The sequence below is a fragment of the Streptomyces huasconensis genome (genome assembly GCF_021028635.1).
GTDB classification, from domain to species: Bacteria; Actinomycetota; Actinomycetes; order Streptomycetales; family Streptomycetaceae; genus Streptomyces; species Streptomyces huasconensis.
The window spans coordinates 3,924,186-3,936,710 of record NZ_CP086119.1; the positions used below are offsets into that span (position 1 = coordinate 3,924,186).

General features: G+C 68.6%; 13 protein-coding genes. 4 read left to right on the top strand and 9 right to left on the bottom strand.

The window, feature by feature from the left end; translation table 11 throughout:
* The first annotated feature begins 152 nt into the window (after window positions 1-152).
* Entirely contained in the window at window positions 153-971 is an 819-nt protein-coding gene (locus J2N69_RS17900) for a YceI family protein (RefSeq protein WP_230901679.1), read from the top strand.
* 45 nt (window positions 972-1,016) lie between these two features.
* Here the strand turns inward: J2N69_RS17900 and J2N69_RS17905 are convergent, their stop codons facing one another.
* The 9 genes from J2N69_RS17905 to J2N69_RS17945 form a co-directional block, all read right to left on the bottom strand.
* Entirely contained in the window at window positions 1,017-1,853 is an 837-nt protein-coding gene (locus J2N69_RS17905; protein ID WP_230901680.1) for a TetR/AcrR family transcriptional regulator, read from the bottom strand.
* A 51-nt stretch (window positions 1,854-1,904) separates the two neighbouring features.
* Window positions 1,905-3,407 carry an MFS transporter gene (locus J2N69_RS17910; RefSeq protein WP_230901681.1) on the bottom strand — a complete coding sequence of 501 codons (1,503 nt, stop codon included), beginning with the start codon at window positions 3,405-3,407 and terminating at the stop codon, window positions 1,905-1,907.
* A 373-nt stretch (window positions 3,408-3,780) separates the two neighbouring features.
* Complete coding sequence (locus J2N69_RS17915) at window positions 3,781-4,038, bottom strand: hypothetical protein (RefSeq protein WP_230901682.1); 258 nt, start codon at window positions 4,036-4,038, stop codon at window positions 3,781-3,783.
* Window positions 4,039-4,051: 13 nt separating this feature from the next.
* Window positions 4,052-4,813: a response regulator transcription factor gene (locus J2N69_RS17920; protein ID WP_272595828.1), complete on the bottom strand. Its 762-nt coding sequence runs from the start codon at window positions 4,811-4,813 to the stop codon at window positions 4,052-4,054.
* A gap of 41 nt (window positions 4,814-4,854) precedes the next feature.
* Window positions 4,855-5,244 (bottom strand): antibiotic biosynthesis monooxygenase family protein, encoded by a 390-nt coding sequence (locus tag J2N69_RS17925; protein WP_230901683.1) that lies wholly within the window; start codon window positions 5,242-5,244, stop codon window positions 4,855-4,857.
* A 117-nt stretch (window positions 5,245-5,361) separates the two neighbouring features.
* Window positions 5,362-6,327, bottom strand: a complete 966-nt coding sequence (locus tag J2N69_RS17930; RefSeq protein WP_230901684.1) for a DUF2797 domain-containing protein — start codon at window positions 6,325-6,327, stop codon at window positions 5,362-5,364.
* Between the two features lie 1,758 nt (window positions 6,328-8,085).
* Window positions 8,086-8,571 (bottom strand): NUDIX domain-containing protein, encoded by a 486-nt coding sequence (locus tag J2N69_RS17935; protein ID WP_230901685.1) that lies wholly within the window; start codon window positions 8,569-8,571, stop codon window positions 8,086-8,088.
* A gap of 19 nt (window positions 8,572-8,590) precedes the next feature.
* Complete coding sequence (locus J2N69_RS17940; protein ID WP_230901686.1) at window positions 8,591-9,805, bottom strand: helix-turn-helix domain-containing protein; 1,215 nt, start codon at window positions 9,803-9,805, stop codon at window positions 8,591-8,593.
* Between the two features lie 234 nt (window positions 9,806-10,039).
* Window positions 10,040-10,408 (bottom strand): GntR family transcriptional regulator, encoded by a 369-nt coding sequence (locus tag J2N69_RS17945; protein WP_230901687.1) that lies wholly within the window; start codon window positions 10,406-10,408, stop codon window positions 10,040-10,042.
* A gap of 151 nt (window positions 10,409-10,559) precedes the next feature.
* Between J2N69_RS17945 and J2N69_RS17950 the strand changes: the two genes are divergently transcribed.
* The 3 genes from J2N69_RS17950 (at window position 10,560) to J2N69_RS17960 (ending at window position 12,522) form a co-directional block, all read left to right on the top strand.
* Window positions 10,560-10,913 carry an SCO3933 family regulatory protein gene (locus J2N69_RS17950; RefSeq protein WP_230900729.1) on the top strand — a complete coding sequence of 118 codons (354 nt, stop codon included), beginning with the start codon at window positions 10,560-10,562 and terminating at the stop codon, window positions 10,911-10,913.
* Between the two features lie 2 nt (window positions 10,914-10,915).
* Entirely contained in the window at window positions 10,916-12,253 is a 1,338-nt protein-coding gene (locus J2N69_RS17955; RefSeq protein WP_230901688.1) for an FtsK/SpoIIIE domain-containing protein, read from the top strand.
* A gap of 86 nt (window positions 12,254-12,339) precedes the next feature.
* Window positions 12,340-12,522 (top strand): hypothetical protein, encoded by a 183-nt coding sequence (locus J2N69_RS17960; protein WP_230901689.1) that lies wholly within the window; start codon window positions 12,340-12,342, stop codon window positions 12,520-12,522.
* Window positions 12,523-12,525: the final 3 nt, after the last annotated feature.

The window sequence follows — 12,525 nt, forward strand, 5'->3', positions numbered from 1 at the left end:
GACCGGTCGCGGAAAGGGCCCCCGGGCCGGCGGTGGCGTTCACGGCAGGGGACGGCCGGCCACCGCCGACCCGGGGGCCGACTGCTCTCGGCCTCACGGGACTTGAACTTTTTTGTGGCCCCCTGACAGGGGCCCGGCAAGGAGTAAACGGGATGGGACTCAACGCTCGGATTCGCACGCGCGACGGATGGGCCGTGCCCCACGCCGTCGTCACGGTGACCGACATGACCGGGGCACAGGTGCTGCGGGCGGCCGCCGACGAGGAGGGCGCCGTACGCGACGACACGGCCCTGGTGCCCGGGCCGTACACCGTCATCGTCACCGCCGTCGGGTACGCGCCCGTCGCCTCCACCGCCCTTGTCACGGCCAGCGGCCGGGCCGAGGTCGGCAACGTCGTCCTCGCCCGGCAGGGCGGCACCGAGCTGCCGCCGCCCGGCCCCTGGACGATCGACCCGGCGCACTCGACCGTGGGCGCCGTCGCCCAGCACCTCGGGATCACCAGCGTGCACGGGCGGTTCACGGAGTTCGGGGGCCGCGTGGAGATCGCCGAGGACGTGGAGAAGTCACGCGTCGAGGCGGTCATCCGGTCGGCCTCGATCGACACGGGCAACGGCATGCGCGACGGCCACCTGAAGTCCCCGGACTTCCTGGACGTCGACCAGTACCCGGAGATCACCTACCGGTCGAGCGGCCTGACACCGGCCGGGGCGGACCGCTGGACGGTCCACGGCGAACTGGGGATGCACGGGGTCGTACGCCCGGTCGACCTGGAGCTGAGCTATCTCGGCACCGGCGCGGACCCCTGGGGCGGCACCCGGGCGGCCTTCCGCGCCACGGCCGAGCTGCGCCGCGAGGACTTCGCCATGAACTACAACCAGGTGGTGCAGGCGGGGATCTCGGCGATCGGCACGACGCTGCGCGTGGAGCTGGACATCCAGGCCGTGCAGGGGGACGCGCTCCCGCAGGCCTGATCCGCGTACGGACGGTGTCCGCGTACGTACGGTGTCGGGTGCCCGTCAGAGTCCCTGGCGGGCGCCCGGCATCTCGTCTTCTCCTCGGCCGGAGCGCTCCCCTCGGTTCTCCTGTTCGAGGAGGGACTCGATCCCGGCGATCATCAGATCGAGGGCGACCGTGAAGTCCCGATGCCACAGCTCCTCGACCGTGCCGTCACCGCGCGCCGCCAGCAGATCCTTCGCGCTCTCCATGATCCCGTGCGAGGCGAGTTCGACCTGGACCGTTCCGGCCGCCTCCCGGTAGTACTCGTCCTGGGTCATCCCCGCCTCCGCGCACCGCGCCATGTAGTGGCCCTCGATGGTCCCGAAGCCGTACACGAACTGGAAGACCGCCGAGATCGCGCCGTTCTGCGTGTGCGGGGGCAGGCCGGTCCTGCGTACCGTCTGCTGCACCGCGACGGCGAACGCCAGCCAGTTCGGCCCGATGTTGAGGAACCGGCCGACCAGCGGCGAGACCCAGGGGTGGCGGATCAGCAGCGCGCGGTACTCGTCCGCGAGGGCCCGCAGCTGGTCGCGCCAGGACTCGTCGGCCGCCTCCGCCGTGTCGGGCAGCCGCATCTCGCCGCACACCGCGTCGAGGGCCAGCTCCAGGAGGTCTTCCTTGGTGTCCACGTACCAGTAGACGGACATCGCCGTGACGTCGAGCTCCGCGGCGAGCCTGCGCATGGAGAACTTGGCGAGGCCCTCCGCGTCCAGGAGCCGGACCGAGGCCTCGGTGATGCGGTCCCGGTCGAGGCCGCTGGGCTGGTCACCCTTGCGTCCCCCGCCGCGGGGAGCCTTGCCCTGGAGCCAGACACTGATCCGCGCCGGGTTCTTCGTGCCGCCGGCTGCCTTGGCCATGGCGCGCCTTCCTGGTTGGTCGTGGGGCCCGGGGTGGTGGCCCCCACGATGCTATGCCGCCGCCTTACCCACCGAGTCTGCCCTCTCCGCCCTGCGCAGCAACGCGGCCGCCAGGACACCGCCGACGAACACCGCGGCCGCGCCCACCAGCTGACTCGTCTCCAGCCCGGAGGCGAACGCATCGGCGATCCGCTCCCGCTCCCCGGACGACTCGGCCGCGGCCATGGCCGCCGGGAAGGACGCCGCGGAGACCGCCACGAGCGAGGCGAAGCGGGAGTTGAGGACCGCGCCGAGGACGGCGACGCCGAGGCCGTTGCCGAACTCCGCGAGGGTGCCGTTGACGCCCGCGCCCACGCCGGCCTTCTCCACCGGGATGGCGCTCATGATGGCATTGGCCATGGCGGGCATGGCGAACGCGATGCCCGCGCCCATGATGACGAGCCCGGCCAGCATGCCGTTGTAGTCGTCGCCGCCGAGCAGCGCTATCACCGCGAGACCGGCGGCCAGCGCGCTCATGCCGGACAGGATCGTCGCGGGTGTGCCCAGCTTGGCGTGGAGCTTCGCGCCGACGCCGGTGAGGTTCAGGGCCACGATGGTCACCGCGAGCGGCGCCGTCCGCAGACCCGCCTCCAACGGCTCGTACCCGAGGACGAACTGCAGGTGCTGGGTGAGCAGGAAGAGCGAGCCGCCCAGGCCGAAGGCGACCAGGATCGCGCCCGCCACCGCGCCGATGAACCGCTGGTTGCGGAAGAAGTGCATGTCCAGCATGGGGTACGGGATGCGCAGCTCCCACAGGACGAAGCCGCCGAGGACCAGTACGCCGACCGCCGCGGAGACCAGCACCTGCGACGACGTCCAGCCGTGGCCGGGCCCGGAGATGATCGCGTAGACCACCGAGGCCATGCCGATGGTGGACAGCAGCGCGCCGAGCAGGTCGGGGCGGTCGCCCCGGGGGTTCTTGGACTCGGGCACCAGCTTGGCGACCGCGGCGAGGCCCAGCAGCGCCACCGGCAGGTTGATCAGGAAGATCGAGCCCCACCAGAAGTGGTTCAGCATGAAGCCGCCGAGCAGCGGACCGGCCGCGAAGCCGAGGGAGTTGATGGTCGACCAGAGGCCGATCGCCTTGACGCGCTCGGTCTCGTCGAAGATCTGTACGACGACCGCGAGCGTCGTGGTCATCAGGAGCGCGCCGCCGACGCCCATGCCGGCGCGGGCGGCGATGAGCTGCGCGGAGGACTGCGCGAACGCCGCGACGCACGAGCCGACGCCGAACAGCGCGAGGCCCGTGAGCAGCATCTTCTTGCGGCCGTAGCGGTCGGCGGAGCTGCCCGCGGTGAGCAGCAGGCCGGACTGCACGAGCGAGTAGGCGTTGATCATCCACTGGATGTCGGACGTGGACGCGTCCAGCTCCCGGGTGAGGGAGGGGATCGCGACGCTCAGGACGGTGTTGTCGAGCAGCACGGTGAGCTGGGCGAGGCAGATGACACCGAGAATCAGCCAGCGCTGCGGGTGCCGGGGCGGGGCGGCCGAGGACTCGGCGGTCGTCGCCGTCATGCGGGTCTCCTGGTCCGTGAGAGTTCTACGGTGTACGAGAGCGTGTGTCATACACCGTAGATCAGTTCCCGTACGCCGTACAAGGCGATATTCGGGCGGGGGTCCCTTGGCGCTGTCGGCTACTACTTCGGCTGGGCCAGGTCGCAGAAGGTCGCGCCGCCCAGCGAACAGTCGCTGCCCGGCATCAAGCAGCTGCCCGGCGCCCAGCCGCGACGAGGCCCTGCATCCACTCGGCCCCGGACTCGATCCGGCCGGGCGCGTGCCGCGTACCGCGTGTCGGGACCGGTGGACTCCCGTTCCCGGCACGTCAGTCGGCATAACCGACGTACCCGCGTCTCGGTGTGCGGGTCCGTGTCGGGGCCCTCGTGCAGCGTCACTTCGCCACTTCGCCGCGGTGCAACGGGAGTTCGGCAGCGGCCAGGCCCGCGGCCATGCCGCCGACCTCGACGACGACCAGCGTGCCGAGGGTGCTGCGCGCCGGGACGGAGGCGAGTGCGGCCTTCTGGCCGTCGTCGAGCCGCGTCACATCCGGCAGCGGACTGCCGCTGCCCCTGCCGCTGTCCGCCTCGGTACTGACAAGGGCCCCGACGGACAGGGCGAGACGGGTGCGCAGCCCGGAAGCCAACGGCACCGGCGCCCGGCCCTCACGAAGCCGAGGCCACCGGCACCGCGGGCTTGATCAGGTAGCCCGCCCCGCGCCGCGTGTGGATCATCGGCTCCCGCCCGGCATCGATCTTCCTGCGCAGATACGAGATGTAGAGCTCGACGACGTTGGCCTTGCCCCCGAAGTCGTAGTTCCACACCCGGTCGAGGATCTGCGCCTTGCTGAGCACGCGCCGCGGATTGCGCATGAGGTAGCGCAGGAGTTCGAACTCGGTGGCGGTGAGGTGGATGGAGTCCCCGCCGCGCGTCACCTCGTGGCTGTCCTCGTCCAGGGTCAGATCACCCACCACCAGGGTGGACTCACCGCGCTTGCCCGCGCCCCCGGCCCCGGCCCGCCGGATGAGCCCGCGCAGCCGCGCCACCACTTCCTCCAGGCCGAAGGGCTTGGTGACGTAGTCGTCGCCGCCCGCGGTGAGCCCGGCGACACGGTCCTCCACCCCCTCCTTCGCGGTCAGGAAGAGCACGGGCACGCCCGGCAGCTCCCGGCGCAGCCTGCCGAGCACGGAGAGGCCGTCCATGTGGGGCAGCATCATGTCGAGCACCACGGCGTCGGGCCGGAACGCGCGCGCCACCCGCACCGCGCCCGCGCCGTCCCCCGCGCTGCGGATCTGCCAGCCCTCGTACCGCAGGGCCATGGACATCAGCTCGGTGAGCGACGCCTCGCCGTTCACCACGAGTACGCGGACGGGGCTCCCGTCCGGCCTGGGCAGTTCCGTACGCGCCTGAGGCGTGGTCATGGTCATGCCCCATAGCGTGGGCCGCGCCCCTGAGAGCACCCTTGCGCCTACCTGTGAATTCCCTGAGAAACACCGGCCCGCCCAGGGCGCTGTCCCCGCACAAAGCCGTGGCTCCGCTCCACCTTCGCGACATGCAGTGCGTACGACTCGTACCACTCCGTACGCCCGCGCCGCTGCGCCACGCGGTGCTCGGGGTCGCGCTGCCAGGCCTTGATCGCCTCCTCGTCCCGGAAGTACCCGACGGTGATGCCGAGCCCGCCCGGCGTTCCGGCGGACTCCATCCCGAGGAACCCGGGCACGGTGGCGACCAACTCGTCCAGGCGTTCGCCGGTTTCGCCGTACGCGACCCCGTCGTCGCCGCTGCGGACAGCGGTGAAGACGACGGCGTAATAAGGCGGTTCGAAGGGACCGACCGGCCCCGCCACAAGATCACTCATGCCCCCACCCTCAGAGCGCGGCCAGGCGGTGTCCACCCCTCCCCGCCGCTCCTTGCCGTCCGGTCACCGAGACTTGACCATCCGGTCAGCGAAGCGGAGCGCAGTGTGCGGTCCCTCTCAGAAGAGCCCGTCCTGCTCGCCCCCGCCTCCGCTTCCACTTCCGCTTCCGCTTCCACCCGCGGCACCGCGCACCGCCTCCACCGGCACGGTCACCCCGCCGCCCGCCGCCGCCCCCGCGTCGACCCCCGCCAGCTCCCACCCCACCAGGACCCGCGTGTCCACGACCAGCACCCGCCCGTCCGCGACCGCCAGGTACAGATCGGGCCCGGCCGCGGAGACGAGCCGCCCCGCCACGACACCACCGTCGACCAACTCCCGCACGACCCCGTCAGCGGCCCCGGCAGCACCCCCGTCGGTGGCCCCATCAGCAACCCCGGCAGTCGCCCCACCCACCGCCTCGCCCCACCCGAACGCCGCCGAATGGTCGACCGCCTCGAACTCCACCCGCTCCAGCGCCTCGGCCCACCCCTCCAGTACGACCGCCCGCCGGTACAACTCCGCCAACTCCCGCACCCGCTCCGCCCACCCGGGCAGAGCCCCCCGCACCGCCCGCTTGCGCGCGTACGGCACCCGGTCCGGCACCCCCAGCGCCGCCCGCAACAACTCCTCCGTACGCCGCGCCGCCATCAGCGGCCCCCGCCCCAGCCAGCAGAACGCCACGGCCCCCTGCTCCAAGAGCCGCACAGCGCCCCGCTCCTCGGCGGTGATCCCGACCTTGACCAGCCCCGCCCCGAACCACGCGAGGTACACCCGGTACGTCCGCGGGTCATCCGGCACCCCGTCCGCCGCCACGGAGAACGCCCGGTCCAGGCGCGCGCACTCGGCACACCGCGCCTGCGTGGCCCGCGCCGGCACCACGGCCCGCAGGGGGCACGGGTTGCCGCGCGCCCCCACGCACCGCCGCTCACCGACGGCCCGGAACCCGATCACCCGCCCGTACGTGAGGGCGCTGCTCCTGCCCCCCGCCCACCGCAACACCGGCACCCCACCCGGCCACCCGAGCCCCGCGCAACGCCACTCCATCGCCGTACTCCTTCTCCCCCGACGCACAAACGACCAGAGGCACCGACGATTTCTCGTCAGGGCCTCTGGTCCGCTGTGCACTCGGCAGGATTCGAACCTGCAACCTTCTGATCCGTAGCTCTATGTGGATCAGCCGCGAACGGTCATACCGGCCGCATTACGGCCCCAGAGTGACGCTACCGGACCGCACCGGTCGCTGTGGTTGCTGTACTTCACTGCTGTACCGCTTCCAGGAGCAGTTACCGAATGGCAGTGATCAGCGCGGCGACTCCAACCAAGAGAGTTCCTGCGCTCGCCATGAGCTGCGTCCACGCGCTTATGGCACGCCTAGTCCTTCCGCTAGGCTCAGGCTCGGCAGGGGTATCGGATAGTCCCATATCGCTCCTTCCCTTGCGCATCTTCACGAGGTGCGTTTGGAGCCCCGTTCGTTGTCTGGCGAGACGTTTCCGGACGGGGCTCTTTACGGCCACGGAACGTATCAGCGATCCCCGCCCCCTGGTCCGTCCGAGCGATGGTTTTGGCTTCTGAAGGCGCTGTCCATAAGACGCGCTACGTGGTTTCAAAGATCACCATGGTGCGACCCTCTGACCTGCACTTTCTCTCGGTCTACATATGCCGCACACCGGACTGCACGCCTGTGTCGCCGGACTGCACGCCTGTGTCGCCGGACTGCACGCCTGTGTCGCCGGACTGCACGCCTGTGTCGCCGGGCTGCACCGCCATGGAGAATGGCGCATATCACCTAAAAAACCATTCACCCTGAATGGAAAGATGGCTCGTTCTTAGCGCTTCTACATGCCTGACGGACTTCACCACTAGGTCGGTGGAGCGGCTTTGGGCGGGAGCTGCTTTGGGGCGAGTGATCATGGCCCCTTAAGCTTCCGGCGAGTCGGGCAGTCTGTGGACCTGCCCGTTAAAGCACGACGTTGGGGCCATGATCTTAGAGGCTCGCCCCAAAGTGGCTGCCTAAAGCCGTGGAGCCGACCGCCCCAGCCCCCACCTTCCCCACCCCCACCCCACCTCATCCTTCCCCCGCCTCCTGCTCACCGCGGCGAGTGGTGGTCCACGGTCGGCAGGGTGGTCCGGTGCCGGCGCGCACTGGGTGCTGCCGCGGGCCTAGCTGGGTGAGCGGGCCTGCCCGGTGCGAGGCGGGGTGGTCTTCCTGCTGCCTTCGAGGTGTGCGTCCTGGGGCCGCTGATGGCCATGGTGGGAGCCGACCGTCCGGGCTTGGGGCAACGGCCCCGGGTAGCGGGTTAGCCCGCCGTGTGCCGCCGCCGCGATCCGGCCTATTCGGTAACCCAAAGCGTCTGTGACCTGCTGTGCGGATATCCCCTGTGCCCTATGGCCCGGTGCTGGGTTTTGGCCGCTGTGTGGGGCGACGGGCGGTCGCCGCCGCGCAGCCGGTGGCGGAGACATAGAGGCAGCGTGGCGGCGGCCGACCGGCGCCGCCGCGCTGTGTGCGGCCCTCGGTCCTTGGATTGATCCCCTTCGGGGGCGGCTCGGGTCTGTGGGCTTGTTTGGGTGTTTGTGTCCGTGCGTGCGCTTGGCGTTCTACGGCTTTTAAGGCCTTCCCCCTCCAAGGCCGGATCGCGGCGGCGGTACGCGGCGGGCTCACCCGCGTGACCAGGGGTCGAAGTCCCGGGCAAGGGATGGTTGGCGCTCGCGGCTGGCCATGGACGGCCGCGAGCGCAGCGAGCCTTGATGAAGTAGGGAAAGTTCTACCGCGCGGTGTCTCGGCGCTAGGGCTTCCGGGTAGGGCTACGCGTCCAAGCTCTTGGGCTGCTGCCCATGTTCGAGGTAGATCGGTGTGGCCCCTGATCGGGCTTCAATCGCTGCCAAGATCCGTCGGCCTAGCCTCGGGATCGTCCGTTCACTGATCTCTCGGGGCGACAGGAACTCGAACCCTTTGATCTCCTCCACCTGCAAGGTCACTCCTGCAAGACTCTCCGGCGAGAGCTGACCGCCATCGAATAGGTAGAGGATCTTGTCACCCTCGGTGTCGTTGGGCGCCCAATCGACAGCCAGTAGACGCCCAAGAGGAACCGTAATTCCCAGCTCTTCCCGCACCTCGCGGATGGCTGCCTGGAGGGGCGACTCCCCCATCTCGACGTACCCGCCGGGGATGTCCCAGTAGTCCTTGTACGTGGGCTCGACCATGAGGACTCGCCCCGCGGCATCAAAGAAGAGCGCACCCGCGGCCACTCGCGGATGCGCCATCTTCGCTTCATGTTCGTTCAAGGCCATGCAGCCGAGCGTACCTATGTCAGACGATGTGGAGCCGGTTGGCCAGGTCGGCCATGGGGCGGCTCGGTCGACCGCGCTGGTTCCGCACCCAGGTGAGCACAAGTTCCCGCGCAAGGTAATGACTCCGTACCTGCTCCGGCGCCCATCCCTCTGCTTCGAGGATCATTGTCAGAGCGTCGTCGACCCGGTTGTGCGCGCTGAGAGCACGGGCTACTTCGAGGTTGTGCCGCGTTCGTCGCTCGATCGGCAAAGCACTCGTATCGATCTGTGGCCCAAGGTCGACGGCGACTTGCATGTCTCCAAGCTCTGCCGACGTGGCTACACGGTGAATCGCGACGTTGGTCGGTCCGAACGCTGTCCATACGTGGTTGGCGTCGTGTCCGAGCTGTTGTGCCGCTCTGTCGGCCTCGGCAAGAAACGCGCGGGTCGTGGCCCGATCTGCCGCGCGGGCTGCTGCCATCGATCCGGCAAGAAAAAGTGTTCCGTAGATCGACAGGAACTCGGGGCCGGCGTCATCGAGACCTGGGCGGAGATAGTCCGATGCATCGCCGACAAGCTGCACTGCGGTGTCGAAACGGCCGTTGGACAGTAGGCAGTGTGCTACTGATCGGAAGAGCGATCCCGTGATGACCCCGTTGCCCGACTGCTGCGCCGCAGCCAATCCCCGATCCGCCGCGATCCACGCGAGGTCCGTTTCACCGACCTTGGTCAGCACCATCGCAGCGCCTTGGTAGGTCATCGCCAACAACTCGTGCGCCCGCTCTCGGTCGTGGCCCTGGTACGACTGGGCAGCAATCAACACGTCGGCAAGCAGGAGCGGCAGACGGCGAGTCGCGAATCCGTACCGCGAATCCTGGTAGGCGTCCCACACTTCCGCCACGTTGGCCCGCAACTCGTCGAGCGGAGTCGGTTCTCCCTCTGTCGCCACCCCCAAGAGCGGTGTGAGTTGCCTGTAGTTCATCAGCGCGGAACGCAGCGCGGGGACAGTCCTGGTTCCGCTGTCGGCTGTCCAGTCCATGAGAGTGGGTTCGGCGAGCAAGTCGCCAAGGGTCACGTCCAGCGCGTCGGCTAGCGACTTGATGACCGACAGCCGGTCCAACTCCAGCCGGTTGTTCTCGGCCTTGCTCAGCCAGTCGACCGTACGGCCGACGAGTCCGGCCAAGACCTCCTGGGAGATGCCGCGGCGGCGGCGGTACCAAGCGACTCGTTCGCCGATCGTCAGGTTCGTCGTCATTCCTCGCATGGCAAGAGCGTCTCCCCGTCTCCTCACGCGACCCCGGAGAGTTTTTCCGGGGTGGTGTTTCCCTCCGGTCCTAGCGTTGCTGACTACCCGAGGGGCTGTCAGCTCGAACGTGCGAGGAAGGGGACACGATGGCACTGACCCCGCAGGAGCGGAAGGAACTAATCAGGCAGATCAAGGGCCTTGGGAACGAGGTGGACACCCTTACGCGTCGCGCTGACGCGGTAATCACTTCGCTTGCGTTTGCTGCTTCACGAGACCTTCGAGCTGCTCCATCCGCTCGGCGAGACGGCGGACCTCCTGGCGAACCTCCGACAGATACTCGGTAATCTGCTCGAACTCCGGGCTTCGCTTCGTCTCGGCACCTTCACCGGGCATGGCGGCAAAACTGCCTTTGCCCTGATGAGAGATCGCGTATCCGTCCTCACGCAGACGAGAGATCGCCTGCCGGGCGACGGTGCGCGAGACGCCGTGACGAGTCATCAGCTCGGACTCTGAAGGCAGCTTGTCCCCAGGGGCCAGCGCCCCCTTCCGGATCTTGCCCTTGAACTCGTCGGCGATCTGCAAGTACGCCGCACGCCCGGTGAACTCGGTCATAGCCCCTCTCCACGGTTGTTGTACCAAGTGCAGCACATCGCACCGACACGAGTCGAGACGGCCCACTTGACATACCAAGTAGGACAGGTGCACTCTCGATGCAAGGTTGACGTACCAAGTACGTCAAGTAGCTCGGATCTAGGAGCACTCAATGCGTCAGATTCCCGTCGACACCTCCGCCGCTACCGTGATGGTGGCCAAGGCTCCGCAGCCCAAGGTCAAGGACCGTCGTACCGGTGAGATCGCCACGGACGCTGATGGCGTCACGCTGATGACCGTGGACGTGATGTTCTCCGCCAACGACGAGGTGGAGATCCTGAAGGTCACCGTTCCCCAGCCGGGCATCTCCGAGGACCTGGCCATGGGCTCGCTGGTCGCCCTGACGGGCCTGGTGGCCTCGCCGTGGGAGAACGAGTTCAACGGCCAGAAGCGGCACGGGATCGCCTTCCGCGCGGTCGCGGTCACCGCCCTCTCGGCTGGCGCCTCGAAGCCGAAGGCTGCCTGATCATGAGTTGGCTGATCGCCTCCGTGCTGCTGGTCGTCGCTACCGCGGGTCTTCTGCGGTGGCGGCGCCCCGCCTGGTACTGGATGAGCTTCGGAATAGTCTTCACGGTGGTGCGTATCCGACTGCGCTACGCGGACGTGATGGACGCTTGTCACCTGACGATGCCGGCATCCCGGTTCCGCCTGGCCATGGCGCGCATGTTCAGGCGGGAGGTTCCCCGTCAGAGGGTGCCGCGGCTGCTGTGGCTGCGTCCGACTCGTACCGGGGTGAAGCTGCGGATCAGGATGTGGCCTGGTCAGGATGCCTTCGAGTTCTCGGCCGCCGCTGATCGGTTACGGCACTCCTTCGCCGTTCACCAGGTCATCTCGCGTGAGGTCAAGCCGGGCGTCGTCGAGCTCACGCTGACCGGCTTCGATGTCCTCAAGCACGTACACATGCCGCTCAAGACGGACCGTGCCCTGTTGAAGATCCCGGTAGCGCTGGTGGAAGACGGCTCGGTGCACTACCGCGACTACCGCGAGACGCCGCACTCGGTGACCGCTGGCGCTACGCAGTCGGGCAAGTCCGTCTTTCAGCGCACCGTGATCAAGGAACTCGCCTCGCAGCCGGTGGCGCTGGTCGGTATCGACTGCAAGAAGATCGAACTGGGGCCGTTCGCCCGTCGCTTCTCCGCGCTGGCCGACAACCGCGACGATGCCGCCGATCTCCTCGAAGCACTCGTGGTGCGCATGGAGAACATCTACGAACTCATCCGCTGCGAACAGCGGATCAGCGCCGACACCCCCGATGCGGAGATCGCCGCGAACATCTGGGACCTCCCCGAAGCCCTGCGTCCGGTCCCCGTCGTGATCACCATCGACGAGATCGCGGAACTGGCCATGAGCGCCAAACGCAATGATCCGCAACGGGACCGGATCATCACCGCCCTGGTCCGTCTTGCCCAGCTCGGCCGCGCCGCGGGCATGTTCCTGGACATCTACGGCCAGCGCTTCGGCTCTGAACTCGGCGACGGCATCACCATGCTCCGCGCCCAGCTCACCGGCCGGATCGTGCACCGCGTCAACGACGAGTCGACCGCCAAGATGACCTTCGGCGACATCTCCCCGCACGCGGTGTTCGCCGCCACGCAGATCCCCAACACGCGCCGCGGTATGGCCATCGTCGGCTACTCCACCGGCGAGTGGAACCGCATCCGCACCCCGCACACCTCGATGCGCCAAGCGGTATCCGCCTGCAACAAGCACGCGCACCTCACCCCGGATCTCCCGGAACTCGACCGCTTCCGACCGCTGGTCGACGCCGATCCGAAGGCACCCGCAGCCGTCGTAGAAGCCGCCTGAACCCTCCCCGCTCCACCAGTCGGCGTGACCATCTCGCGCCACGTCCCTACCCCCTCCATGCCTGATCACAGAAAAGGAGTCGGTTCATGGCCGCCCGGACCCGCAAGACCGCCGCTAAGCCCCGGGTGAAGAAGTGCCCGGACTGCAAGGGCAAGGGCGAGAACACCGAAACCGTCCGCGTCGGTGCGCGCAAGGGACGTGCGACCGCCGATGAGCAGACCGCTCTGTGCCTCACCTGCTGGGGCAGCGGCGAAGCCCCCACCACTTGATCA